The following is a 25,723-nucleotide window of genomic DNA, read 5'->3' as shown; positions in this document are numbered from 1 at the left end:
GATCCTGGAGAACTGGAAGGACAACTGGCTGGAGTCCGACCTGCTGGGCTGCAGCGTCGACCGCTGGCTGGCGAACAGGTCCTGGGAGGACGTGCTGGCCTGGGTCGACGAGAACGAGTCGCAGCGCAACAGCGACCTGGGCTTCTTCATCCGCTACTGCCAGGACGTCGGCCTGGACCGCTACGGCGCCGGGGTGGGCAACTACCTGGCCACCGGCACCTACTTCGACCCGACGCTGTACTCCAGGCCGACGATCGAGGGCCGCAACGCCGCGCTGATCGGCCGCGGTGGCGTCTTCGCGGGCGGGCAGTACCACGAGTTCGACCAGGCCCGGGTCAGCGAGGACGTCTCGCACTCGTTCTACGAGGGCAGCCGCCCACTGCACCCGTTCGAGGGCGAGACCATCCCGGTCGACCCGGAGAAGGGCCGGGGTCAGGGCAAGTACAGCTGGGCTAAGTCGCCGCGCTACGAGGTCCCCGGGTTCGGCCACCTGCCGCTGGAAGCAGGCCCGCTGGCCCGGCGGATGGCCGCGGCCGGCCCCGGCGCCGCACCCCATCAGGACGACGACCCGCTGTTCCTGGACATGTACAACAGGATCGGGCCGAGCGTCATGGTCCGGCAGCTGGCCCGCCTGCACGAGGCGCCCAAGTATTACAAGTGGGTGCGCACCTGGCTCGATCAGCTCGACCTCAAGGAGAGCTTCTACAGCAAGCCCACCGAGTACGCCGAGGGCAAGGGGTTCGGCTCCACCGAGGCCGCCCGCGGCTCGCTGTCGGACTGGATCGTCATCGAGAACAGCAAGATCAAGAACTACCAGGTGATCACGCCGACCGCGTGGAACATCGGACCGCGCGACGGCGGCGACGTGCTGGGGCCGATGGAGACCGCCCTGGTCGGGGCGCCGATCGTCGACCCGGAGGACCCGGTCGAACTCGGTCACGTCGCCCGCAGCTTCGACTCCTGCCTGGTCTGCACCGTGCACGCCTACGACGGCAAGACCGGTAAGCAGCTGTCGCGGTTCGTCATCAACGGAATGGTGTGACGGCCGGTGTAGATCTGGAGCCGCCCGGGTGCGCGGTTCTCGTGGTCGGGTGCGGAAACCTGCTGCGCGGCGACGACGGCGTGGGGCCGGTGCTGATCCGTCATCTCTGGGACCGCGGGGTGCCCGACGGCGCCAGGCTGGTCGACGGCGGGACCGCCGGGATGGACGTCGGATTCCAGATGCGCGGGGCGCAGCGGGTCGTCATCGTCGACGCGTGCGTGTCCCAGGGGGCCGCCGGTCCCGCACCCGGGACGGTGTACCGGGTGCCGGGGGAGGAGCTCACCGACCTGCCCCCGCTGCAGGGCCTGCACACCCATTCGTTCCGGTGGGATCACGCGATCCCGTTCGCCCGCTGGGCGCTCGGCGACGCCTGCCCCACCGACATCACGGTGTTCCTCATCGAGGCGGCGGGCTTGGAGTTGGGCGCCGAACTGTCCGGGCCGGTCCGCGCCGGCATGGAACAGGTGATCGACCTGATCGAACGCGATTTCCTGGCCCCGCTGCGCCCCCGGCCCGCCGATTCGGTCAGCGTGGAGATCAGTGCCGACGGCTACCTGAGGCTGGACGCGGCGCTGGCGGCCGGCCGGTTTCCCTCCGACGCGGTCGCCGCGGTGCTGCGGGCCGGCGAACTGTGGTTGTACCCGCTGCGCGGCCCGAGCAGCGGGGGGCTGCTGCTCAAACAGCGCAACCCCGCCGGTGACCGCGCCGTGCTGATCCATGAAGTGCTCGGCGGCGGCTTTCCGGCCGGCGCCCGCGCCGCACTGTGGGACGATGAGCACAAGGCGCTGCGGATCCCGCTGCGGTGACCGGGATCTGATCGCCATGAACGAAGACCACCGTCCCAGGACGTCGACCGACGAAGCCCTCGACGTGCAGACCGTCGTGGTGCAGGAGTGCGGCCGATGGGCGGTCGACATCGTGGTGGTGTTCGCCGACGGCGTGGTGCGCAAGCGGATCAACACCCACCACACCAAGGCCCGCGCCGACATCGCCGCCGACCTGATCCGGCGGGCCGCCGAGAGGGACATCGGCGGCGGGCCCCCGCACGGATGACCACACCGACACGAGGAGCGTTGTGACCGACCCCGACCCGACCGTGCTCGCGGTCCGGCCGCAACCCCTGGGCGCGTTCCCGCTGCCGCTGGGCTACCTGCTGATCCCGGCCTCGCCGGACACCGAGCAGGCCCGACTGGCGTTGCTGGCCGGCCGGCTGCCGGAATGGCCGGCCGCCCTGCGCGCCCACGAACTGGCCCTGGCCGGGGACCGCGACGGTGCGCTGGCCGCCCTCACCGCGGACGACCCGATCACCCGGTACAACCGCTTCGTGATGGACCCCGACGGGCAGGATCCCGCCGAATTACGTTCGGCACTGGGGGAATTCGGTGTTCTGGTCGATGTGGTGCTGTTCGCCGTGGGCCGCGTCGACACCCCGCCCGGCCTGGCCGTCGGCGCCGGAAACCCGGGGCCGGCCACCGGTGAACTGGCCGCCGTGGTGTTGTCCGCCCAGGCCGGCAAGGCCCTCGACGACGGCGATCCGGCGGCGGCGGTCGACCTGCTGGATCAGGCGGCCGAGGAGTCGCCGGACGGCTGCGAACCGCTTCGGGGTGTGCTGCTCGGTGCGGCCGGGGCGCTGGCCGCGCAGACCGACCCCGGCCAGGGCGTGGCCCGGTTCGAGCGGGCCCTGCGCGCACTGGAGGGCGCCGAGGATCTGCGAGTGGCCCGCGCCGAGCTGCACCTGGCACTGGCGGGTCTGCTGCACGAGCAGGCAGTCGATCGGCCGGATCTGCTCAACCGCGCTGTGCCGCACTACCATTCGACGCTGCAGCTGGTGCATCGCGAGGAGGCGCCGCTGCTGTGGGCGGCCGCCCACGCCGACCTGGCAACCGCCTACCTGACGATGCCGATGACCGAGGCGTCCGGTCAGCTGCGGCTCGGGGTGGCCGCGCAGTCGCTGCGCTCGGCGCTGAAGGTCTACACCCCCGAGGACCACCCCGAGCAGTGGGCCAGTGTGCAGCTGAACCTGGCCAACTCGCTGGTGTACACCCCGTCGAGCCACCAGGGCGACAATCTGGTGGAGGCGGTGGGGTTGTACGAGGCGGTGCTGGCCGCCCGGGACCGCGACACCGATCCGCTCGGCCGGGCCCGGGTGCTGGCCAACCAGGGCAACGTGCTGGCCCACCTGGGGGTCTTCGACCAGGCCAAGGCGAAACTGTATGAGGCGCGCTTCCTATTCGAGGAACTCGGCGACGACGAGTCGGTGCGCACGGTGCGCGGCGTGCTCGACGAGATCTCCCGGCAGCAGGCGCTGAGTCGCACGGAGACGATGTCGGAATGACCGCTCCCGAGCCCCCGATCGACGATCTGGCCAAGCGGGTCGACGACGCGGTCGCCGCGCTGGACGACCTGGACCCGGGGCCGCGGGCGGCGGCCGAGGAACTGCAGGCCGCCATCGAAGCGGTGCACCGGGCCGGCCTGGTCACCATCGTGCGCCGGCTGCGCGCCGAGGAGAGCACCCGCGCGGCGCTGTTCGAACTCGTCGACGACCCGGTGGTGCGTCTGCTGCTCTCCCTGCACGGGATCGTCCGTCCCGACCCTGCCACCCACGCCAACCAGGTGCTCGACGAGGTCCGGCCGCAACTGCACAGCCACGGCGGTGACGTGGCGCTGGTCCGGATCGACGACGGGACGGCGTTCGTCCGTCTCGAGGGCGCCTGCAACGGCTGCTCCATGTCCTCGGTGACCCTGCGCAACCTGGTGGAAGAGGCTCTGGTGCAAGGGGTTCCGGCGATCACCGCGGTGGAGGTGGTCAAGGACGCGCCCACCCCCACCCTGATCCCGGTGGAGTCGCTGCGGATCGGCCGCGACCCCGCCGCGGACGGCTGGGCGCGGTTCGGCCCGGCCGCGGGGGTTGCGGTCGACGACATCACGGTGGCCACCCTGAGCAACGGCGGCCGATCCGTGGAGGTGGTCGTGGTCAACCTGGGGCAGCGGTTGTCGGCCTACCGGAACGAGTGCGCCCACGACGCACTGCCGCTCAACGAGGCCGTCCTGGACGTCAGCAACGGAACCCTGACCTGCCCGTGGCACGGCTTCTGCTTCGACGCGACCTCGGGGGAGTGCCTCAGTGCCCCCGGCGCCCAACTCGAGCAGTTGCCGCTGCGGGTGGACGACGGCGACGTGTGGGTGCGTATCACCGGATGATCCCGAGATGAGCCGCTACACGGTCCGGCACAACATCAGCGGTGTCGGCACCCGCCCCGACGTGACCCCCGAGGTGGATCTCAGCGGCGGCTGGGCCCCGCAGCTGTGGCTGGGCGCCCCCGCGCCGGGTGGTCTGGCACTGCCGGCCGCGAAGCCGTCGATGGCGTGGATGTACTCGCCGCGCGGGGTGTTCCTCTCCGGCGAGCACCTGGTGGTGGCCGACACCGGAAACCACCGGGTGCTGATCTGGCACGGGATCCCCGACCGCGACGAGCAGCCCGCCGACGTGGTGCTGGGCCAGCCCGACGGGGAGAGCGAGGGGCCCGCCGCCGGCGGGCGCGGGCCGGAACGGGGCATGCACCTGCCCACCGGGGTTCTGGTGCACCAGGGCCGGCTGATCGTCGCCGACGCCTGGCATCACCGGATTCTGGTGTGGGACAACGTGCCGGCGGTCGACGACGTCGCGCCCGACCTCGTCATCGGCCAACCGGACTCCCGTGCCGTGGAGGCCAACCGGGGCGCGCAGTGCTCGGCGTCGGGCCTCTACTGGCCGTTCGGCATCGCGGTGGTCGGCGGCAGGTTCTGGGTCGCCGACACCGGGAACCGGCGGGTTCTGGGCTGGCGCAACGGAATTCCGGCCGCCGACCAACCCGCCGACATCATCCTCGGGCAGCCGGACGCGGCCGAGCACCAGGAGAACCGCGGCGGTGCGGCCGGGCCGGACAGCTTCCGCTGGGCCCACGACATCACCGGCCGGGGCGACCTGCTGCTGGTCGCCGACGCCGGCGACCATCGGGTGCTGGGCTGGTCCCCGCAGCCGGACGCCGACCGGCCCGCGGACATGGTGGCCGGTCAGCCGGACTTCACCAGCGCCGGTGAGTGGCCCTACGGCCCGCACACCAACGACAAGATGCGCTTTCCTTACGCGGTATGTCTGGACGGTGACCGGCTTGCCGTCGCCGACACCGCCAACAACCGGATCCTGGTGTGGGACGTCATGCCGGACGGCCCGATCGCGCGGGGCGCCGACTTCGTCCTGGCCCAGCCGGATTTCGGGTCCAACGGCGAGAACCGCTGGACCTCGGTGCAGCGCGACACCCTGTGCTGGCCCTACGGCCTGGCGCTGCACGGCGACACCCTGGCGGTCGCCGACTCCGGCAACAACAGGGTGATGATCTGGCGGAGGACGGCATGAGGCCGCGAATCATCCAGTCCGACGGGCAGATCGGCTTCTACTGGGCCACCCCGACGGGTGCGCCGACGTCGCTGCAAGCCCTGGTGGCCGACGACGAGGAACCCGACCGTCTGGTCGCCACCCACCTGGAGGCGCTCGACGACGCGCTGATCATCGCCGCCGAGCGCTTCGGCGAGATCCTCGGCGGCGGCCGCGGGCCCTCCGGCGCCGACGAACGCGACGGACTGCTGGAACTGCACCGGACGCTGGACCGGCTGTGCTTCGAGTACGCCGCCGGACTGGAGAAGACCGGGCCGGCGCCGGACCTTCGGGCCGGGAAGATCATCGGGACCGCGGCGCTGTTCTCCATCCGGGCCCGCCGGCCGCTGGGACTGCTGGGCCCGGCGCCCTTCGACGGCGAACTCGACGAACCCGGGATCGGCGTCGTCGGCGGCTACGGGGAGTTCCACCTGGTCGACCCGGAAAGGCCGTGGAAGGGCGGCCGCTGGGTGGTGCGGACCGAAGCCGGACAACGCTTCCCGCTGACACTGTCGATGCTGATGTTCGACAGTTCCGGGGCCAACAGGGAAGGCGCCCGCAAGGAACACCGCGACGCCCTGCGGGCCGTCGTCACGGCTGCCCGGCGGTCCGACGCCGATCCGATGGCGGTGACCTGCGCCGTCGACTGGCTGCTGTACGACTGGCTGATGGCCCACCGCGACGGCCCGGACAGCGCCGAGATCGTGTTCCCCAAAGGGCACGACGACGCCGCGGCCCTGGTGGTGGCGGCGGCCGCGGTCTCGGTGGCCGCCAGGGCGACCTTCGACCCCGGACTGGTGCTCGCCGCGCGGCGCTAGCGGCCGGCGGACAAGTACGGTGTGCCCCATGGTGAAGCGGCGAGTGCACGCCCTGCTGGCGCACACCCTGTTGATCGCGCTGGCGCTGGGAACGTTGCTCCTCGGGCCGGTGTCGGCTAAGGCTGAGCCGGGGCCCGAACCCGGCGCCGAGCCGATCATCGTCGGCGCCTACATCAACGACATCCAGGAACTCGACACCGAGGCGGGCAGTTTCACCATCGACTTCTACATGTGGTTCCGGTGGCGGACCCCGGAGGTCGATCCGACCGACTCCATCGAGGTGATGAACTCCGACGCCAAGGAGAACTCCACCTCGTCGTCCACCGGCGGGGTGAGCGGACGGCAGTTCACCGAAGCGCCCGTCGACATGCCCGACGGGTCGAAGTACCAGGGCTTCCGCTACCAGGGTGTGTTCAGCAAGAACATGGACCTGCACCGGTTTCCCTTCGACACCCAGCGGCTGACCGTCCAACTCGAGGACATCGTCCAGGACAATCGCATGCTTGAGTTCGTGCCTGACAAGGATCCGGTGAGCATCAACGAGCAGTTGACCATTCCGGGTTTCGAGATCGGATCGCCGTCCCTGGAGGTGGAGGCGCATCGGTACCCTACGGCCTTCGGTGACCTCACCGCACCGGCGAACCCGGTGTACTCGCGCATCGTCCTGACGGTGCCGGTCGCCCGGGATGCGTTGCCGTACGTGGTGAAGATCCTTTTGCCGATCATGATCGTCATCCTGATCACCGCGCTGATCTACCTGGTGCCGGCCCGACTCGAGGACGCCCGAACCGCGATGGGGGTCACCGCGCTGCTGACCATGGTGGCACTGCAGTGGTCCACCGACTCCGACCTGCCGTCGGTGGAGTACCTGATGATGGTCGACGTCGTCTACATCCTGTCGATGGCCTACATCCTGATCACCATGGGCTACACCGTCTTCGCCAGCCGGCGGACCACCCAGGAGTCGGCCGAAGCGGTTCTGAACGCCATGGACCGCCGCGTCGGCGTCACCTCGCTGGTGCTCTACGTCGTGCTGCTCGCCACCACCGTCACCTGGTATCTGACCCGGTACCGGTCGGGTTCATAGCGGCGGGCAGGTCCGGTTCGGAGGCGGCGTCAGGTGACCTCGGCGGTGGAGCGCGGGAAGCCGCCGCCCTGCGGGAACAGCGGGAAGACCACGTCGTCGATCTTCCCGGCGTTCCCGACCGTCCGGTTCACCGTCGCGCCCCAGATGTTGCCGTCCGGCGCGACGCCCAGTGCCCAGGCATGGCCGTGGGTGTCCTGACGCACCACTTCGGGGTCGCCGGTGACCGCGCCGGTCGCCTGCGCCAACCGCACCGCGACGGTCTGCTTGGTGTTGACCAGGTTGACCAGCACGGTGCCTTCGAGTGCGGCGCAGCCGGCCACCCCCGGCCGGTTGGGCCAGGTCCACACCGTGGTGGCCTTGCCGTCCGATCCGATCCGCTGCAACCGATCGCCCCCGGGCGTGCGGTCGGTGACGTAGAGCGCCTTGTCGGCCGGGTCGAGGCACATCCCGCCGCCGGCGCCCATCCCGCTGAGTGCGGTGGTCGGCGGCGCCTGCCCCACGGTGGTGGGTTGCTCGATGCGAATGACCTTGCCCGCCAGCGACTTCGGGTCATTGGCGGCGCCGGGGTCGCCGGCGTCGCCGGTCTGCACCACCAAGGTGGTCGGACTGGTGAAGATCAGCGACCCGGTGTTGCCGACCGAGCCCTTGGGGATTCCGGTCAGGATGTCCTTGGGGACGTCGTCCTCGGCGACCCGGACCACCCGGTTGTCGGTCGGCGTGCTGATGTAGGCGTACATCAGCCGGTCCTGGGAGTAGGTCGGCGACAGCGCGATGTCCATCAGTCCGCCGTCGCCGCTGCCGTCGACCGGGATGACGGTCTTGACCGTCGGTTCGGCGCTCACCGAGACCTTCTTGACCGCGCCGGTGATGCGCTCGGCGACCAGGGCGGTCTTGGCGTCGGAGCCCATGATCAGGCCGCTGGTGCTCTCCAGGCAGCCCTGCATGACCCCCGGTGCGGGGCACACCTTGGGGAAGGGCTTGGGCGGCAGGGGCGGTGGCGGCGGCGGCGTCGACGGCGGCCCGGGTGCCAACTCCGGCGGTGTGGTGAACGGCTGCGACACCGCGTTGTCGAAGCGCGCGCAGCCCGACAGCAGGACCGTGGTCGCGCAGACCGCGGCCAGGATTGGGCGCGAGGGACGCATTCGCATGCCGTCAGGTTACGGATCGCGTCGCGGTATCCGCCACGACGCCCGGTTGATGACACCCGACAAATCCGGCGATTTGCCGTCGGGAGCACCTAGTCTGGCCTGTGTGACGAGCCAAAATCCCGATCCCGGCTGGCAGCGCCCCGAGGATGCCCCGGTGCGCCCGGCGTCGGCGCGGCTGGTCGATCCCGAGGACGACCTGTCGACCGGGGCATTCGCCCGACCTCCGGGCGGGGATGCCGAGACCACCAAGCTGCGCGGCTCCGCCGGCGGCCCGGCGGGCCCCGCCCCGTCCACCGGATTCGGGTTGCTGCAGGACCCCGAGCCGCTGCCCTATGTGCGTCCGCTCGCGCAGCCGGCACCCGCGCCGGGGGCCGGTCCGGCGGAGATAATCCCCGTCGACGCCGAGGAACGGGTCAAGGCGGCCGGGCGGCGCGGCACCCAGGACCTCGGTCTGCTGGTGCTGCGGGTGGCCCTGGGCGTGGCGTTCATCGCCCACGGCCTGCAGAAGGCGTTCGGGTGGTGGGGCGGACCCGGATTGCAGGGATTCCGCGAAACCCTGACCGAGGCCGGCTACCAGCACGCCGACCTGCTGACCTACGTGGGCGCCTGGGCGCAGATCGCCTCCGGCGTGCTGCTGGTGCTCGGTCTGTTCACCCCGGTGGCCGCGGCGGTGGCGCTGGCGTTCCTGGTCAACAGCGTGCTGGCGACCTTCACCGCGCAACGGGGGGACGGCGGTCTGCTGGTTCCCGGACCGGAAGCGGAGTACCTGCTGATGCAGTTGGCCGCGGCCGCGGCGATCGTCCTGGCCGGACCGGGCCGGTACGGCTTCGACGGCGGCCGCGGATGGGCCCGGCGGCCGTACCTCGGGTCGTTACTGGCCCTGCTGGTCGGGGTGGGCGGCGGGGTCGCGGCCTGGATGTTCCTGCGCGGCAACAACCCGTTCGCCTGAGCGCTCAGCGCCGGTAGGGGTTGGGAACCCGGCCGCCGCTGGCCGCGGTGAGCCTGGGCAGCGTCGCGAAGGTCACCGCCGGCAGCATCATGAGGCTCTCGTCGGTCAGGCAGGCCCGGGCCCACCGCCCGCGGGTGAACCTCAGGCCCTCGATCTGCGGCCACCGCACCGTGCGGCTCTTCAGCAGCGTGCGCGCGGTGACGGTGTCCCGGTCGGCCACGGTGCGGACCCGTTCGATGGCCAGCGACAACAGCACCGGGATCACCAGCAGCGCGAAACCGGCGGCTCCGAAGGAGTAGCCGACGGTGAGCACCGCCATCACCAGGAAGAACGATGTCATGTGCGCCATCGGGGAGATGCGGATCACCGTCTGGGCACTCTCGGATCCGCCGGGCATTGAGACATCATCGCATTGCCGCGCGGAATTTGACGCCTGACCTGTGGTGCGGCTAGCCTGCGGTGGTGACGTCCGGCGGAGAGCTTGTGGTAGTAGGCCAGCGCGTTGGTGCCGCGCTTGCCCCCCGCCGGGTCTAGCCACACGCACCAGCGCGCAACCCTCGTACAGCCGCCCACGCTGACGGGGGTTTTTTCTTGCCGCGGATCCAGAACTCAATACCGAACCCAACACCGCAGTCCAACACGACATCGAGGACCACAGTGAGCGCACCTGCCACCCGAGCAACCGGGACATCGGCGTCCCCCGCAGAGTCCCCCGTGGCCGCCCCGACCAACGGCGCACACGACCCCGGCAACGGCCGTTCCGCCAAGCATGTGGCGCCGGTCCGGATGTCCGGCGCCGAGGCGGTCGTGCGCTCGCTGGAGGAACTGGGCGTCGACCTCGTCTTCGGCATCCCCGGCGGCGCGGTGCTGCCGGTGTACGACCCGCTGTTCGACTCGCAGAAGCTGCGCCACGTCCTGGTGCGCCACGAGCAGGGCGCCGGCCATGCGGCCAGCGGCTACGCGCACGCCACGGGGCGGGTCGGTGTCATGATGGCCACCTCCGGGCCCGGGGCCACCAACCTGGTCACCCCCCTGGCCGACGCCCAGATGGACTCGATCCCGGTGGTCGCCATCACCGGACAGGTCGGACGCAGCCTGATCGGCACCGACGCCTTCCAGGAGTCCGACATCACCGGCATCACCATGCCGTGCACCAAGCACAACATCCTGGTCCGCGACGGCGACGACATCGCCCGCTCGATCGCCGAGGCCTTCCACATCGCCGCCACCGGGCGGCCCGGCGCGGTGCTCGTCGACATCCCCAAGGACGTGCTGCAGTTGCCGTGCACGTTCGCCTGGCCGCCGCAGCTCGAACTGCCCGGCTACAAGCCGAACACCAAGCCGCACGCCCGCCAGATCAAGGAGGCGGCCAAACTGATCCGTGCCTCGCGCAAGCCGGTGCTCTACGTCGGCGGCGGCGTGATCCGCGGTGAGGCATGCGAGGAACTCGCCGAACTCGCGGAGCTGACCGGCATACCTGTGGTCACCACCCTGATGGCCCGCGGCGCGTTCCCGGACAGCCACCCACAGAACCTGCGGATGCCCGGCATGCACGGCACCGTCTCCTCGGTGGCCGCCATGCAGAAAAGCGACCTGCTGATCACCCTCGGCGCCCGTTTCGATGACCGGGTCACCGGCAAGCTGTCCACCTTCGCCCCCGACGCCAAGGTCATCCACGCCGACATCGACCCGGCCGAGATCGGCAAGAACCGCCACGCCGACGTGCCCATCGTCGGTGACATCAAGGCCGTCCTGCGCGATCTCATCGAGGCGCTGAAGCGCAAGCCCGGCGGCGACGACCGGATCGGCAACGAGGGTGTGGAGGATCCCGATCTCGCGCCGTGGTGGTCGTATCTGAACGGCGTGCGCGAGACCTACCCGCTGAGCTACGGCCCGCAGTCCGACGGCAGCCTGAGCCCGGAGTACGTCATCGAACAACTCGGCAGGATCGCCGGCCCGGACGCCGTCTACGTGGCCGGGGTGGGCCAGCACCAGATGTGGGCCGCGCAGTTCATCGCCTACGAGAAGCCGCGCACCTGGCTGAACTCCGGCGGACTGGGCACCATGGGCTACGCGATCCCGGCGGCGATGGGCGCGAAGATGGCGCGTCCGGACGCCGAGGTGTGGGCCATCGACGGCGACGGCTGCTTCCAGATGACCAACCAGGAACTGGCCACCTGCGCGGTGGAGGGTGTGCCGATCAAGGTCGCGCTGATCAACAACGGCAACCTCGGCATGGTGCGGCAGTGGCAGACGCTGTTCTACGGCGAGCGCTACTCCAACACCGACCTGGCCACCCACAGCCAGCGCATCCCCGACTTCGTCAAGCTTGCCGAGGCCATGGGTTGTGTCGGATTGCGTTGCGAGCGTGAAGAAGACGTCGTCGACGTGATCAACCGGGCCCGGGAGATCAACGACCGGCCGGTGGTGATCGACTTCATCGTCGGCGCCGACGCGCAGGTGTGGCCGATGGTGGCGGCCGGCACCGGAAACGACCAGATCATGGCGGCCCGCGACATCCGGCCGCTGTTCGACGAGGACAACGAGGAGGGAAGGGCCTGATGGCTCCCGCATCGAACGCCGTCACCCACACCCTCTCGGTGCTCGTCGAGGACAAGCCCGGTGTGCTGGCCCGGGTCGCGGCGCTGTTCTCGCGGCGGGGGTTCAACATCCAGTCGCTGGCGGTGGGGCCCACCGACGTCAAGGACATGTCACGGATGACCATCGTCGTCACCGCCGAGGAGACCCCGCTCGAGCAGATCACCAAACAGCTCAACAAGCTGATCAACGTGATCAAGATCGTCGAGCAGGAGGAGGGCAACATGGTCGCCCGCCAGCTCGCCCTGATCAAGGTGCGCACCGACGCCAACTCCAGGAGCCAGGTGATCGAAGCGGTAAACCTGTTCCGCGCCAAGGTGATCGACGTTTCCAACGAGTCGCTGACCGTCGAGGCGACCGGCACCGAGGAGAAGCTGGCCGCGCTGCTGCACGTCCTGGAGCCCTACGGCATCCGCGAGACCGTGCAGTCCGGTGTGGTAGCACTGTCGCGCGGGCCGCGCGGTATCACCAACACCAGGTAGTAGAGACTCAAACCAGCAGAAAAAGCACGAGAGCAGAAGGAAAATTTACTGTGGCAATCGAGATGTTCTACGACGACGACGCCGACCTGTCGATCATCCAGGGCCGGAAGGTCGGGGTCATCGGCTACGGCAGCCAGGGTCACGCGCACTCGCTGAGCCTGCGCGACTCCGGGGTGCAGGTGAAGGTCGGTCTCAAGGAGGGCTCGAAGTCGCGCGCCAAGGTCTCCGAGCAGGGCCTGGAGGTCGCCACCCCCGCAGAGGTGGCCGAATGGGCCGACGTGATCATGCTGCTGGCGCCGGACACCGCGCAGGCCGAGATCTTCAAAAACGACATCGAGCCGAACCTGAAGGCCGGTGACGCGCTGTTCTTCGGCCACGGCCTGAACATCCACTTCGGCCTGATCAAGCCGCCCGCCGACGTCACCATCGGCATGGTCGCCCCCAAGGGGCCCGGCCACCTGGTCCGCCGGCAGTTCGTCGACGGCAAGGGGGTGCCCTGCCTGGTCGCCATTGAGCAGGACCCCACCGGCGACGGAGTGGCACTGGCGCTGTCCTACGCCAAGGCCATCGGCGGCACCCGGGCCGGGGTCATCAAGACCACGTTCAAGGACGAGACCGAGACCGATCTGTTCGGCGAGCAGGCCGTGCTGTGCGGCGGCACCGAGGAACTGGTCAAGACCGGCTTCGAGGTGATGGTCGAGGCGGGTTACGCCCCGGAACTGGCCTACTTCGAGGTGCTGCACGAACTGAAGCTGATCGTCGACCTGATGTACGAGGGCGGCATCGCCCGGATGAACTACTCGGTGTCCGACACGGCGGAATTCGGCGGGTACCTGTCGGGCCCGCGCGTCATCGACCCCGCGACCAAGGAGCGGATGAAGCAGATCCTGGCCGAGATCCAGGACAGCACCTTCGTCAAGCGCCTGGTCGCCAACGTCGAGGGCGGCAACGCCGAACTCGAGGGCCTGCGCAAGCGCAACGCCGAGCACCCGATCGAGGTGACCGGCGCCAAGCTGCGCAAGCTGATGAGCTGGGTGGACCGGCCGATCACCGAGACGGCCTAACCTGCGACTTCGGCGCGCTCATCGTCGCTCAGCGATGACGAGCGCGCCGAACTGCGTCAGCCTCTAGACTGACCGGGTGGGTGCGCCGACGCTGGACCCGGCGGAGTTCTTCGCCGACGCGGCCGTCCAGGACCCCTACCCGCTCTACGCCCGGCTGCGCGGTGAGGGCGGCGTCCACCGGATCGGCGATTCGGGATTCTTCCTGGCCAGCACTTGGCCGGCGGTCGCCGACGTGGTCAACCGGCCCGAGGTGTTCTCCTCGAATCTGACCGCGACGATGACCTACACCCCCGACGCCGGGATCGGGTCGTTCCCGATGGGCGGACTCGGCGGCCCCACCCATATCCTGGTCACCGCCGACGACCCGGTTCACGCCGCGCACCGCAAGCTGCTGCTGGGCCAGTTCACCGCCAGGCGGGTGCGGGCGCTGGCGCCTCGCATCGCCGCGGTTTTCGAGAAGCTCTGGGCGGCAGCGGATGCCGGAACCGTCGAGTGGATGGAGGCGGTCGCCAATCGCCTGCCGATGCTGATCGTCGCGGATCTGATCGGCGTCCCCGAAGCCGACGCGGACCAGCTGGGCAGGTGGGGGTACGCCAGCACCCAACTGCTCGACGGGCTGATGTCGGCCGGCGACCTTGCCGCGTCGATGGCCGCCATCGGAGAGTTGGACGCCTACCTGGCGACCCGGCTGCGGCTGGCCGGCGCCGATCCGCGAGACGACCTGATGGGCGTTCTGGCAACGGCGTGCGAGGCCGGCGATCTCGACGACTTCACCGCCCGGCTGATCCTGGTCTCGCTGTTCAGCGCGGGCGGGGAGTCGACGGCGTCGCTGCTGGGCACCGCGGTGGCGGTCCTGGCCACCGACCCGGCGCTGCAGCGGCGCCTGCGCGAGCGCCCGGATCTGCTGGCGGCGTTCGTCGAGGAGACCCTGCGGCTGGAGCCGCCGTTCCGGGCGCACTACCGCCACGTCCTGGCCGACACCGAGGTGGCCGGCGTCCCGCTGCCGAAGGACTCCCGGGTGCTGCTGCTGTGGGGGGCGGCCAACCGCGACCCCGCGCACTTCGAGCGCCCCGACGAACTGCTGCTGGAGCGTCCGGTCGGCAAGGGGCACATGAGCTTCGGCAAGGGTGTCCACTTCTGCCTGGGGGCCCCGCTGGCCCGGCTGGAGGCGGTGACGGTGCTGGGGATGCTGCTGGAGCGCACCGGCTGGTTCGACGCCGCCGAGGTGGGACCGTGGCTGCCCAGCGTGCTGGCCCGGCGGCGGGAGTCGCTGCGGCTGGCTCTCAGCCCCGCGGGGTGACCATGACCTTGCCGCACTCGCGGCTGCCGGCCAGCAGTTCCAGGGCCGCGCCTACCTCGCCGAGCGGGAACCGGTGGGTGATGAGCGCCGAAAGGTCCCGGCGGCCCAGCAGGTCGAGGGCGTCGGCGAATCGGGCCGGGTATTCCATCGAGCCGCGGATCGTCAACTCCTTCATCAGCACCTGCAGGAAGTTGACCGGCACCGGGTTGTAGTGCAGGCCCACCACGCTGATCCGGGCGCCGGGGCCGGACCGGTCGATGATGCCGGTGAGCACAGCGTCGGATCCGGACGCCTCGATGAAGGCGGCGGTGGCCGGCGCGTGCCCGTAGGCGAGTCTCCGCGTCCCGTGCAGACGCTCGAGTTCCCGCCACACCCCGGACCGGTCGGGGTCGATCGTCGCCTCCGCGCCCAGGGCCGCGGCGAGCCTGCGGCGCTCGGCGGAGGGGTCGACCCCGACGATCCCGGAGAGCCCGCGGTCGGCGAGTGCCGCGATCGCGGCCAAACCGACAGGGCCGCAACCGAATACCGCGACCGAGTCACCGGGGGCCACGTCGGCCTGCTCGGCGGCGTGCATACCCACCGCCACCGGTTCGGTCAGCGCCGCGACGTCGGTGGGCATACCGTCGGGTATCGCGATCAGCCGGCCGCCGGCGGCGGCCTCCCGGACCAGCACCACGTCGGCCAGGCCGCCGGCGGCACTGCCCCCGCCGATGCGCCCGGAGGCCTCGTCGCCGGGATGGACGACGACCCGCCGGCCCGGTTCGACGCCGGTGACCTGCGCCCCGACCTCGCGGACCACCCCGGCGAACTCGTGCCCCAGCGGCATCGGCTCGCCGGGCCCGGCCAGGCCGCCCAGGCGGATATAGGTCAGGTCGCTGCCGCAGATCCCGCAGGCGTCGACCTCGACCAGGGCGTCCCGCGGTCCGCAGACCGGCAGGTCGACCCGGTCCACGGCGACGTTCCCGGGCGAATGCACCCGAACCTGGCGGGTGGTGGGAAACACTGGAGTGGATGTCATGTGCCAGCGAGACTATGCCCGACGGTGACGGGCCCGCCACCGGAGGCCACCGGTGACGATTGATCTGGGCGACCTCACCGCCCCGGTGCTCACCGACGTCCAGCGCCAGGTGCTGGAGTACACCGAATCCCGCCCGGTGGTGTTCGACGTCGACCGGATGCTCGACGAGGCGGCGGCCGCCGCGGGGGTCGACGATCTCGACGACACCGACGGCTTCATCGCGCGGATGCACGCCCACATCGCCGCCATCGAGGCCGACACCGGATTGCGACAACTCGCCCGGAACACGCTGCGCGCCCGAATGGTTCGGCTGCTGCGCAACCGGCTTTCGCTGACCGATCTGCTCAAGCGCCACCCGGAGATCACGTCCATCCCGATCGAACGTCCGCTCATCGTCGTGGGCATGCCCCGGTCCGGAACGACGCATCTGGTCAACCTGATCGCCTGCGACCGGCGCCGGCGGTCCCTGCCGTACTGGGAGAGCCGGGAACCGATTCCCGCCCCGGGCGGCGGGCCGGGACCCGACGGGGTGGACCCGCGCTACACCCGCGCCAAGGCCGAGCACGAGGCCACACTGGCCAGCGTGCCCCTGACCGCGGCGATGCACGACCGCTACCCCGAGGCCATCGAGGAGGAGGTGGAACTGCAGGACCTCGACCTCGCCTCCTACGTGCTGGAGTGGCACGCCCGGGTGCCCGACTGGCGGGACTACTACCTCGGGCTGGATCAGCGTGCGCACTACCGCTACATGAGAAAAGTCCTGCAGGCCCTGACGTTCCTGCGCGGGCCCCGAACCTGGGTGCTGAAATCGCCCCAGCACAGCGAGCAACTCGGCCCGTTGACGGCCACCTTCCCGGACGCATGCGTGGCGTTCACCCACCGCGACCCGGCGGCGGTGATCCGGTCGGCGATCACGATGATGGCCTACTCCGACCGGATGCGACGGCAGCGCATCGACCCCGACTGGCTGGTGGCGTACTGGACCGACCGCATCCACCGCCTGCTGAGCGCCTGCGTTCGCGACCGTGACCTGGTGGCCGCCGAACGCAGCGTCGACATCGCCTTCCACCAACTCAACGGCAACGAGATGCCGGTGCTGAGGGAGTTCTACCGGCGCGCCGGGGTGGAGATCCCGGACCGGGTCGCCGCCGCCTTCCAGCGCTACATCGACGGCAATCGCCGCGGCGGGAAGGGCGCCGTTGCATACGATCTGCCGCGGCACTTCGGGGTGACCGCCGACGACCTGCGCTCGCGCTTCGGCTTCTACTTCGACCGCTTCGACGTCCGCCCGGAACACTGACGGGACCCGAACGTGACTGACACCGAACCGATCTGGCGCAGCCGCCCGCAGGCCGGGGCGATGGCGCCGGCGTCCGCCGAGTGCGCCGAGGAGGTGGCCCCGGGGATCTGGTGCTCGCCGGGCCTGACCAACTCCTATCTGCTGACGACCGGCGACGGACGGGTGGTGGTCAACACCGGGATGGGATTCGAGGCGCCGGTGCACCGCGCCAACTTCGACGCGGTGGATTCCGGCCCGGTGCGCTACATCGTCATCACCCAGGGCCACTACGACCACGTGGGCGGCATCGACACCCTTCGGGATCCGGCCACCCAGGTAGTCGCGCAGGCCAACTGGCGCAGCTGGCGCGACGACAACGAGAGGCTGATGCGCTACCGGGTGGCCCGCAGCGCCTTCGCGTTCCGCGACACCCTCGCCGGGGGGATCGCGGCGATCCAGCGTCGCTTCGGGTCGCTACCGCCGCAGAGCACGCTGACCGCCGACATCGAGGTGCTCGACGCGATGACGCTGACGGTCGGGGGCCGACGGCTGGAACTGATCGCCACCCCGGGCGGGGAGACCACCGACTCCATGGTCGTCTGGCTTCCCGATGAGCGGGTCTGCCTGTGCGGCAACACGTTCGGACCGGTCTTCGGGCACATTCCCAACCTGGTCACCATGCGCGGCGACCGCTACCGCGACGCTCTGACGGTGATCGACACCATCGAGCGGGTCCGGGCGCTGCAACCGGAGGTCCTCATCACCGGGCACTTCGAGCCGATCTCCGGCGCCGTACTCATCGACGCCGAGCTGACCAGACTCCGCGACGCCGTCGCCTACGTCCACGACCAGACGGTGGCCGGCATGAACGCCGGCGCGGACGTCCGCACCCTGATGGCCGAGATCACCCTGCCCGAGCACCTGCGGGTCGGGCAGGGCTACGGCGCCGTGCCCTGGGACGTGCGGGCCGTCTGGGAGAACTACTCCGGCTGGTTCCACCACCGCTCCACCACCGAGCTCTACCCGGTCGGACCGGAGTCGGTCAGCGCCGACCTGGTCGGGCTGGCCGGCGCCGACGCCCTGGCCGCCCGGGCCCGCGAGCACCTGACCGCCGGCCGGCCGCTGCAGGCCATCCACCTCGCCGAGGTCGTCGCCCAGGCCGAACCGGGGCACCCGGCGTCGCGGGCGGTCCTGCGGGAGGCCCACGAGACGCTGCTGGCCGGCAGCGTCAACTTCTGGGAATCCGCCTGGCTCACAACGCAGATCGCGAGGTACACATGACCGCCCGGGTCAGCTTCGACTTCACCGGAACCCGCGCCCTGGTGACCGGCGGCACCAGCGGCATCGGACACGCGATCGCCCGACTGCTGGTCGACGCCGGGGCCGCCGTGACCGTCACCGGCACCCGTGCGGCCCCGGCCGACTACGACACCGACCTGACCGGCCTGACCTACCGGCGGCTGGTCCTGACCGACACCGACTCCGTCGCCGCGGTGGCAGGGGAGTTCGGCCGACTCGACGTCCTGGTCAACAACGCCGGCGCGAATTTCCCCGGGGGGCGCGACGAGTCCGATCCCGACGGCTTCGAGGCCTCGGTGACACTCAACCTCGGCGGTCACTACCGGCTCACCGTCGCCCTGCACGCGGCGCTGAAGGCGTCCACCGCCCCCGGTGGCGCCAGCGTGGTCAACCTGGCCTCGATCTCGGCGCTGCGGGCGGTCCCGCTGGTGCCCGGCTACGCCGCCGCCAAGGCCGGCCTGATCAACCTCACCCGCAACCTGGCCGTCAAGTGGGCCGGCGACGGGATCCGGGTCAACGCGGTCGCGCCCGGACTCATCGACACCCCGATGACCGCGCCGATGCACTCCTACCGGCCACTGCTCGACAGCGAACTCGCGCACATCCCGCTGGGCCGGATGGGAACCGGCGCCGAGGTCGCGGCCGCGATCGCCTTCCTGTGCACGGAGAGCAGCGGCTACACCACCGGGGCGGTCTTCGTCGTCGACGGAGCCTCCGACTGCGTGTGAGGCGCCTCAGGGAGCCAGACTCGGCGCCCGCAGGCCGAATTCGCGCTTGAGCACCGTCCGGGCCGCGTAGTAGCCGCTCATGCCGTGCACGCCGCCGCCCGGCGGGGTGGCCGACGAGCACAGGTAGGCCTTCGGGACCGGTGTGGTCCACGGGTCGACCCGCGGTGTCGGGCCGAGCAGGGCGCGCAGCACCGAGTTGCCGCCGACTCCGATGTCGCCGCCGACGTAGTTGGCGTCGTGCAGGTGCAGGCGGGAGGCCGGGACGCTGCGCGCGGCGAGGACGATGTCGGCGAAGCCCGGTGCGAAGCGCTCCACGATCGCGGTGATCGCCGGCGCCTGGTCGACGGTGGAACCGGCCGGCACGTGGGCGTAGGTCCAGAACGGGCGTCGGCCCCGCGGGTCGATCCGGGCCGGGTCGGCGACCCAGGACTGCGCGGCCAGCACCATCGGCCACTGCGCGTGCCGGCCCGCGGCGACCTCACGCTCGGCGTGAGCCATCTGCGCGCGGGTGCCGCCCAGATGCAGCGTCGGCGCCGTCGCGAGCCTCGGGTCGGACCACGGAACATCCTCGGCGAGAACGAAATCCACTTTCGCGACACCCGGACCGTAGCGGTAACGGCGCAGCGCCTGCGCATAGCGGGACGGCAGGGCGTCGCCGTAGATGCCCAGCAGCGCGGTAGGGGCGGTGTCGTAGAGCACCACCCCGGGCGGGGGAGTGCGCACCTCGGCGTCGGTGCGCAGTTCCCCGCCGTGCGCGCGCAGATCCGCCATCAGCGCGTCGGCGATCGCCTGGCTGCCGCCGACCGGAACCGGCCAGCCCGAGGTGTGCCCCAGGGTGGCCAGCAGCAGGCCGGCTCCCGCGGCCACCAGCGAGGGCATCGTCGAAATGGTGTGTGCCGCAACGCCGGTGAACAACGCGCGGGCGTCCTCGCCGCGCAGTCGGCCCCAGGCCGGGGTGCCCTGCTCGAGCATCCGCCGCCCGAGTGCCACCGCGGCGGGCAGGTCCGGCGGCAGGGACCGCTTGTCGCCGATCAGCAACGCCACCACGTCCCGGCCCCGGTCGGCCAGCGGCCCCATCAGGTGCCGCCAGGACGCTCCGTCGCTCAGCCCGGCGCAGGTGCGGTCCAGATCGTGATAGCCCAGCGCGGCCGGACGGCCCGGCAGCGGGTTGGCGTAGGAGATCTCCGGCACCACCAACTCCACACCGCGGGCGCGCAGGTCGAACTCGGCGAAGAACGGCGAGGCCAGCGCCAGTGGGTGGATCGCCGAGCAGACGTCGTGGCCGATGCCGGTGAATTCGGGGTCGGCCAGCGTGCGCGCGCCCCCGCCGAGAGTGGGCTGCGACTCCAGGACCTGCACCGACAGCCCGGCGCGGGCGCAGGTGACCGCCGCCGACAGCCCGTTGGGGCCGCTGCCGACGACCGTGACATCCACGGTCTGATTAGACCCCATTACGCTGTCCGCGTGACTCTGCCCGTTGTACTCATCGCCGACAAACTCGCCGAATCGACCGTCGCCGCCCTCGGCGATCAGGTGGAGGTCCGCTGGGTGGACGGTCCGGACCGCCCCAAGCTGCTGGAAGCCGTCGCCGACGCCGACGCGCTGCTGGTGCGCTCGGCCACCACCGTCGACGCCGAGGTGATCGCCGCCGCCCCGAGACTGAAGATCGTCGCCCGCGCCGGGGTGGGTCTGGACAACGTCGACGTCGACGCCGCCACCGCCGCCGGTGTGCTGGTGGTCAACGCGCCCACCTCCAACATCCACAGCGCCGCCGAGCACGCGATGGCGCTTCTGCTCTCGGCGGCCCGGCAGATCCCGGCGGCCGACGCCACCCTGCGCGAGCACACCTGGAAGCGCTCGAAGTTCAACGGCACCGAGATCTTCGGCAAGACCGTGGGCGTGGTTGGCCTGGGCCGCATCGGGCAGTTGGTGGCGCAGCGGCTGGCCGCCTTCGGCACCCACGTCGTCGCCTACGACCCCTACGTCCCGCCGGCCCGCGCCGCCCAGCTCGGCATCGAACTGCTGCCGCTGGACGACGTGCTCGCCCGCGCCGATTTCATCTCGGTGCATCTGCCCAAGACCAAGGAGACCGCCGGCCTGCTCGGCAAGGAGGCCCTGGCCAAGACCAAGCCGGGTGTGATCATCGTCAACGCCGCGCGCGGCGGTCTGATCGACGAGCAGGCCCTGGCGGACGCCATCAAGAGCGGCCATGTGCGCGCCGCCGCACTGGACGTGTTCGCCACCGAACCGTGCACCGACAGCCCGCTTTTCGAGCTGCCGGAGGTCGTCGTCACCCCGCACCTGGGCGCCTCGACCTCGGAGGCGCAGGACCGGGCGGGCACCGACGTCGCGGCCAGCGTCAAGCTGGCGCTGGCCGGGGAGTTCGTCCCCGACGCGGTCAACGTCGGCGGCGGGGCGGTCAGCGAGGACGTCGCGCCGTGGCTGGAACTGGTCCGCAAGCTCGGCGTGCTGGTGGGTGTGCTGGCCACCGAGCCGCCGGAGAGCCTGGTCGTCAAGGTCTCCGGCGAGCTGGCCTCCGACGACGTCGGTGTGCTGAAGCTGTCGGCGTTGCGGGGCCTGTTCTCCACCATGACCGACCAGCAGGTGACCTTCGTCAACGCGCCGGCGCTGGCCGCCGACCGCGGACTGGGCACCGAGCTGACCACGGCCAGCGAGAGCCCGAACCACCGCAGCCTGGTCGACGTGCGGGTGGTGGGGCCGGACGGGTCGGCGGTCAACGTCTCGGGCACCCTGACCGGTCCGCAGCAGGTGCAGAAGATCGTCTCGATCAACGGCCGCAGTTTCGACCTGCGGGCCGAAGGCGTGAACCTGATCCTGCACTACGGCGACAAGCCCGGGGCGCTGGGCAAGATCGGCACCCTGCTCGGGTCGGCCGACGTCAACATCGAGGCCGCGCAGATGAGCCAGGACACCTCCGGCCGCAGTGCGACGGTGATGCTGCGACTGGACCGCGACGTCCCGGCCGACGTGCGCGCGGGGATCCGCGACGCCGTCGACGCGACCACCCTGGAAGTGGTTGACCTGTCGTGAGACTGGCGGTGATCCCGGGCGACGGCATCGGCCCGGAGGTGATCGGCGAGGCGCTCACCGTTCTCGACGCCGTGCTGCCCGGTGTGGAGAAGACCGAGTACGACCTGGGTGCGCGGCGCTACCACGCCAGCGGCGAGGTGCTGCCCGACGGTGTCATCGACGACCTGAGGGCGCACGACGCCATCCTGCTGGGCGCGATCGGCGACCCTTCGGTGCCCAGCGGCGTGCTGGAACGCGGACTGCTCCTGCGGACCCGCTTCGAGTTGGATCACCACGTCAACCTGCGCCCGAGCCGGCTCTTCGACGGGGTGAGCAGCCCACTGGCCGGAAACCCGGCGATCGACTTCGTCGTGGTCCGCGAGGGCACCGAAGGCCCCTACACCGGCAACGGCGGCGCCATCCGGGTCGGCACACCGCACGAGGTGGCCACCGAGGTGAGCCTCAACACGGCCTACGGCGTCAACCGGGTGGTGCGTTACGCGTTCGACAAGGCGCGGGCCCGCCGCCAGCACCTCACGCTGGTGCACAAGACCAACGTGCTGACCTTCGCCGGCGGCCTGTGGTCGCGCGCGGTGGCCGAGATCGGTGCGCACTACCCCGACGTCGAGGTGGCCTACCTGCACATCGACGCCGCCACCATCCACATGGTGACCGATCCGGGCCGCTTCGACGTCATCGTCACCGACAACCTGTTCGGCGACATCATCACCGACCTGGCCGCCGCGGTGTCGGGGGGAATCGGGTTGGCCGCCAGCGGCAACATCGACGCCACCGGAACCAACCCGTCGATGTTCGAGCCGGTCCACGGCAGCGCACCCGACATCGCCGGCAAGGGCATCGCCGATCCGACCGCCGCGGTGATGAGCGTGGCACTGCTGCTCTCGCACATCGGGGAGGAGGCGGCGGCCGCCCGGATCGACAAGGCCGTGGCCGACCACCTCGCCACCCGCAGGGGAACGCTGTCGACCAGGGAGGTCGGCGAGCGGATCCGCGCGCACCTCTGAGGGTGCCGATCGCCCCGGCGGCCCTACGCCTTAGGCTGTCACGAATGCGCCTGGGTCGTGTCGCCAGTCCCGACGGGGTCGCCTTCGTCGGCATCGAGGGCGACGGCGATGCCGCCGGGGATGACTGGGTCGCCCGCGAGATCAAAGAGCACCCGTTCGGCACCCCGACGTTCACCGGCCGGTCCTGGCCGCTGAGCGAGGTCCGCCTGTTGGCGCCCATCCTGGCCAGCAAGGTGGTCTGCATGGGCAAGAACTATCTGGAGCACATCAAGGAGATGGGCGACAGCACCGGCCCGACACCGGAGGATCCGGTCATCTTCCTCAAGCCCAATACGGCCATCATCGGGCCCGGGGTGCCGATCCAGTTGCCCGCCAACGCTTCTCCGGTGCACCACGAGGGCGAGCTCGCGGCGGTCATCGGCCGGCCGTGCAAGGACGTCCCGGCGTCCCGGGCACGGGAGGTGATCCTGGGCTACACCATCGCCAACGACGTCTCGGCCCGCGACCAGCAGAAGGCCGACGGCCAGTGGATGCGCGCCAAAGGGCACGACACGTTCTGCCCGGTCGGACCGTGGATCGTCACCGACCTGGACCCGTCGGATCTCGACATCCGCACGGAGGTCAACGGCGCTGTGCGGCAACGCAGCAGGACCTCGCTGATGATCCACGACATCGGAGCGGTCATCGAGTGGATGAGCGCGGTGATGACCCTGCTGCCCGGTGACCTGATCCTCACCGGCACACCCGAGGGCGTCGGACCTATCGAGGACGGGGACACCGTCAGCGTCAGCATCGAGGGGATCGGGACGCTGACCAATCCCGTCGTCCGGAAAGGCGCCCGATGACCGCGCAGAACTCCGACCGGGCCGTGCGGGTGCGGTTCTGCCCGTCGCCGACCGGCACGCCGCACGTGGGACTGGTCCGCACCGCTCTGTTCAACTGGGCCTACGCCCGCCACACCGGCGGCGCCTTCGTGTTCCGCATCGAGGACACCGACGCCGCCCGGGACTCCGAGGAGAGCTACGACGCCATCCTGGAGGCGCTGCGCTGGCTGGGGCTGGACTGGGACGAAGGCCCGGAGGTCGGCGGTCCCCACGAGCCGTACCGGCAGTCCCAGCGCGGCGGGATCTACCGCGACGTGATCGCGCGACTGCTCGACTCCGGCGAGGCGTACCTCGCCTACTCCACCCCCGAGGAGGTCGAGGCGCGTCATCTGGCCGCGGGCCGCAACCCCAAACTCGGCTACGACAACTTCGACCGCGACCTGACCGCGGAACAGCGCGGCGCCTACGAGGCGCAAGGACGTAAGCCGGTGCTGCGCTTGCGGATGCCCGACGAGGACCTGAGTTGGCACGACCTGGTGCGCGGTCAGACGACCTTCGCGGCCGGCACCGTCCCCGATTTCGCGCTGACACGCGCCAGTGGCGACCCGCTGTACACCCTGGTCAATCCCGTCGACGACGCCCTGATGAAGATCACCCACGTCTTGCGCGGCGAGGACCTGCTGCCGTCGACGCCCCGGCAGATCGCCCTGCACAGGGCCTTGATCCGCATCGGAGTCAGCGAATGTGTTCCCGAATTCGCCCATCTGCCAACGGTTTTGGGTGAGGGAACCAAGAAGCTCTCCAAGCGCGACCCGCAGTCGGATCTGTTCCTGCACCGGGACCGCGGATTCCTGCCCGAAGGGTTGCTCAACTACCTGGCGCTGCTCGGCTGGGGTATCGCCGAGGACCGCGACGTCTTCACCCTGGCGGAGATGGTGGCGGCCTTCGACGTCGTCGACGTCAACTCCAACCCGGCCCGCTTCGACCAGAAGAAGGCCGATGCCATCAACGCCGAGCACATCCGCCGGTTGCCGGCCGAGGAATTCACCCGGCGGCTGCGCGATTTCTTCGAGGCGCACGGCCACGACACCGGGCTTGACGAATCCGACTTCGCCACCGCGGCGGAACTGGTGCAGACCCGGGTCGTGGTGCTCTCCGACGCCTGGACGTTACTGAAGTTCCTCGACGACGACGTCTACGCGATCGACGGAGGCGCCGGCGCAAGGGAACTCACCGGTGCCGCGGTGGAGGTGCTGGACTGCGCACTCGGTGCGCTCGAGGGCGTGGGGGACTGGACCGCCGCCGCGATCGAGGCGGCGCTCAAGGGCGCGCTGATCGACGGACTGGGGCTCAAACCACGAAAGGCCTTCGGGCCCATCCGGGTCGCGGTGACCGGCGCGACCGTCAGTCCGCCGCTGTACGAGTCGATGGAACTGCTGGGCCGCGACCGCAGTACGCGGCGGCTGCGCGAGGCCCGTGACGGTGCGGCGCGCAATCTTTGGTAGTCTGCTCAGGCGTTGTTCCCGGACTCGCGATAGTTGGTTCTGACCAGCTGTTATGGGATCCGATGGGGTATGGTGTAATTGGCAACACAGCTGATTCTGGTTCAGCCATTCTA

General features: G+C 70.6%; 24 protein-coding genes. 20 read left to right on the top strand and 4 right to left on the bottom strand.

Annotated elements, in window-relative coordinates; genetic code table 11:
- The 8 genes from ADBZ5U_RS03820 to ADBZ5U_RS03785 form a co-directional block, all read left to right on the top strand.
- Positions 1-1,042, top strand: a 1,042-nt coding sequence (locus tag ADBZ5U_RS03820; protein WP_526262538.1) for a nickel-dependent hydrogenase large subunit, incomplete at its 5' end; no start/stop codon positions are given.
- A gap of 41 nt (positions 1,043-1,083) precedes the next feature.
- Entirely contained in the window at positions 1,084-1,848 is a 765-nt protein-coding gene (locus ADBZ5U_RS03815; RefSeq protein ID WP_526262542.1) for a hydrogenase maturation protease, read from the top strand.
- A complete protein-coding gene (locus ADBZ5U_RS03810) occupies positions 1,814-2,095 on the top strand; it encodes a hypothetical protein (RefSeq protein ID WP_526262536.1) in 282 nt (93 codons plus the stop codon). The genes ADBZ5U_RS03815 and ADBZ5U_RS03810 overlap by 35 nt, the downstream gene beginning before the upstream one ends.
- A 22-nt stretch (positions 2,096-2,117) precedes the next feature.
- Positions 2,118-3,377 carry a hypothetical protein gene (locus ADBZ5U_RS03805; RefSeq protein WP_526262534.1) on the top strand — a complete coding sequence of 420 codons (1,260 nt, stop codon included), beginning with the start codon at positions 2,118-2,120 and terminating at the stop codon, positions 3,375-3,377.
- Positions 3,374-4,243: a NifU family protein gene (locus ADBZ5U_RS03800; RefSeq protein ID WP_526262532.1), complete on the top strand. Its 870-nt coding sequence runs from the start codon at positions 3,374-3,376 to the stop codon at positions 4,241-4,243. Before ADBZ5U_RS03805 ends, ADBZ5U_RS03800 begins: the two co-directional genes overlap by 4 nt.
- A gap of 7 nt (positions 4,244-4,250) precedes the next feature.
- Positions 4,251-5,438: an NHL repeat-containing protein gene (locus tag ADBZ5U_RS03795; protein WP_526262530.1), complete on the top strand. Its 1,188-nt coding sequence runs from the start codon at positions 4,251-4,253 to the stop codon at positions 5,436-5,438.
- On the top strand, positions 5,435-6,274 hold the full coding sequence (locus ADBZ5U_RS03790) for a hypothetical protein (protein ID WP_526262528.1): 840 nt from the start codon (positions 5,435-5,437) through the stop codon (positions 6,272-6,274). The genes ADBZ5U_RS03795 and ADBZ5U_RS03790 overlap by 4 nt, the downstream gene beginning before the upstream one ends.
- 28 nt (positions 6,275-6,302) lie before the next feature.
- Positions 6,303-7,361, top strand: a complete 1,059-nt coding sequence (locus tag ADBZ5U_RS03785; RefSeq protein ID WP_526262526.1) for a ligand-gated ion channel — start codon at positions 6,303-6,305, stop codon at positions 7,359-7,361.
- Positions 7,362-7,390: 29 nt separating this feature from the next.
- Here ADBZ5U_RS03785 and ADBZ5U_RS03780 read toward each other — a convergent pair whose 3' ends face one another.
- Complete coding sequence (locus ADBZ5U_RS03780) at positions 7,391-8,509, bottom strand: PQQ-dependent sugar dehydrogenase (RefSeq protein WP_526262524.1); 1,119 nt, start codon at positions 8,507-8,509, stop codon at positions 7,391-7,393.
- Between the two features lie 103 nt (positions 8,510-8,612).
- On the opposite strand from ADBZ5U_RS03780, the gene ADBZ5U_RS03775 reads away from it, so the two are divergent.
- Positions 8,613-9,458 (top strand): DoxX family protein, encoded by an 846-nt coding sequence (locus ADBZ5U_RS03775; protein WP_526262522.1) that lies wholly within the window; start codon positions 8,613-8,615, stop codon positions 9,456-9,458.
- A gap of 4 nt (positions 9,459-9,462) precedes the next feature.
- Here the strand turns inward: ADBZ5U_RS03775 and ADBZ5U_RS03770 are convergent, their stop codons facing one another.
- Entirely contained in the window at positions 9,463-9,855 is a 393-nt protein-coding gene (locus ADBZ5U_RS03770) for a PH domain-containing protein (RefSeq protein WP_526262520.1), read from the bottom strand.
- Between the two features lie 260 nt (positions 9,856-10,115).
- Between ADBZ5U_RS03770 and ADBZ5U_RS03765 the strand changes: the two genes are divergently transcribed.
- The 4 genes from ADBZ5U_RS03765 to ADBZ5U_RS03750 all read left to right on the top strand — a co-directional run bounded on the left by ADBZ5U_RS03765 (position 10,116) and on the right by ADBZ5U_RS03750 (position 14,902).
- A complete protein-coding gene (locus ADBZ5U_RS03765) occupies positions 10,116-12,020 on the top strand; it encodes an acetolactate synthase large subunit (protein WP_526262518.1) in 1,905 nt (634 codons plus the stop codon).
- Positions 12,020-12,538: an acetolactate synthase small subunit gene (ilvN, locus tag ADBZ5U_RS03760; RefSeq protein ID WP_526262516.1), complete on the top strand. Its 519-nt coding sequence runs from the start codon at positions 12,020-12,022 to the stop codon at positions 12,536-12,538. The genes ADBZ5U_RS03765 and ilvN overlap by 1 nt, the downstream gene beginning before the upstream one ends.
- A 50-nt stretch (positions 12,539-12,588) precedes the next feature.
- Positions 12,589-13,602, top strand: a complete 1,014-nt coding sequence (gene ilvC, locus ADBZ5U_RS03755; protein WP_526262514.1) for a ketol-acid reductoisomerase — start codon at positions 12,589-12,591, stop codon at positions 13,600-13,602.
- A gap of 76 nt (positions 13,603-13,678) precedes the next feature.
- Entirely contained in the window at positions 13,679-14,902 is a 1,224-nt protein-coding gene (locus ADBZ5U_RS03750) for a cytochrome P450 (protein WP_526262512.1), read from the top strand.
- Here the strand turns inward: ADBZ5U_RS03750 and ADBZ5U_RS03745 are convergent.
- Positions 14,886-15,920, bottom strand: a complete 1,035-nt coding sequence (locus tag ADBZ5U_RS03745; protein ID WP_526262510.1) for a zinc-dependent alcohol dehydrogenase — start codon at positions 15,918-15,920, stop codon at positions 14,886-14,888. The two genes, ADBZ5U_RS03750 and ADBZ5U_RS03745, sit on opposite strands and share 17 nt — an antisense overlap.
- A 52-nt stretch (positions 15,921-15,972) precedes the next feature.
- On the opposite strand from ADBZ5U_RS03745, the gene ADBZ5U_RS03740 reads away from it, so the two are divergent.
- Genes ADBZ5U_RS03740 through ADBZ5U_RS03730 form a run of 3 tightly spaced genes read left to right on the top strand, consistent with a single transcriptional unit; the run spans position 15,973 to position 19,226 of the window.
- The gene (locus ADBZ5U_RS03740; RefSeq protein ID WP_526262508.1) at positions 15,973-17,220 is read left to right on the top strand and encodes a sulfotransferase; all 1,248 of its coding nucleotides are present in this window, start codon (positions 15,973-15,975) and stop codon (positions 17,218-17,220) included.
- Between the two features lie 60 nt (positions 17,221-17,280).
- Complete coding sequence (locus tag ADBZ5U_RS03735; RefSeq protein WP_526262540.1) at positions 17,281-18,480, top strand: MBL fold metallo-hydrolase; 1,200 nt, start codon at positions 17,281-17,283, stop codon at positions 18,478-18,480.
- Entirely contained in the window at positions 18,477-19,226 is a 750-nt protein-coding gene (locus ADBZ5U_RS03730) for an SDR family NAD(P)-dependent oxidoreductase (protein ID WP_526262506.1), read from the top strand. Before ADBZ5U_RS03735 ends, ADBZ5U_RS03730 begins: the two co-directional genes overlap by 4 nt.
- A 6-nt stretch (positions 19,227-19,232) precedes the next feature.
- On the opposite strand, the gene ADBZ5U_RS03725 is transcribed toward ADBZ5U_RS03730, so the two are convergent.
- Positions 19,233-20,660 (bottom strand): phytoene desaturase family protein, encoded by a 1,428-nt coding sequence (locus tag ADBZ5U_RS03725; protein ID WP_526262504.1) that lies wholly within the window; start codon positions 20,658-20,660, stop codon positions 19,233-19,235.
- Positions 20,661-20,690: 30 nt separating this feature from the next.
- Here ADBZ5U_RS03725 and serA point away from each other — a divergent pair, with 30 nt between their 5' ends.
- The 4 genes from serA to gltX are packed head-to-tail and all read left to right on the top strand — an operon-like array spanning position 20,691 to position 25,610.
- Positions 20,691-22,277: a phosphoglycerate dehydrogenase gene (gene serA / locus ADBZ5U_RS03720; RefSeq protein ID WP_526262502.1), complete on the top strand. Its 1,587-nt coding sequence runs from the start codon at positions 20,691-20,693 to the stop codon at positions 22,275-22,277.
- A complete protein-coding gene (locus tag ADBZ5U_RS03715; RefSeq protein WP_526262500.1) occupies positions 22,274-23,281 on the top strand; it encodes a 3-isopropylmalate dehydrogenase in 1,008 nt (335 codons plus the stop codon). The genes serA and ADBZ5U_RS03715 overlap by 4 nt, the downstream gene beginning before the upstream one ends.
- Positions 23,282-23,325: 44 nt before the next feature.
- The gene (locus ADBZ5U_RS03710) at positions 23,326-24,126 is read left to right on the top strand and encodes a fumarylacetoacetate hydrolase family protein (RefSeq protein ID WP_526262498.1); all 801 of its coding nucleotides are present in this window, start codon (positions 23,326-23,328) and stop codon (positions 24,124-24,126) included.
- Positions 24,123-25,610, top strand: coding sequence for a glutamate--tRNA ligase (gene gltX, locus ADBZ5U_RS03705; RefSeq protein WP_526262496.1), 1,488 nt, complete (start codon positions 24,123-24,125; stop codon positions 25,608-25,610). The genes ADBZ5U_RS03710 and gltX overlap by 4 nt, the downstream gene beginning before the upstream one ends.
- Positions 25,611-25,723: the final 113 nt, after the last annotated feature.

It is taken from the genome of Mycobacterium sp., assembly GCF_040398885.1.
Classification (GTDB): Bacteria; Actinomycetota; Actinomycetes; order Mycobacteriales; family Mycobacteriaceae; genus Mycobacterium.
The sequence above is the reverse complement of the archived record's forward strand: the minus strand, read 5'-3'. Positions and strand labels throughout refer to the sequence as shown.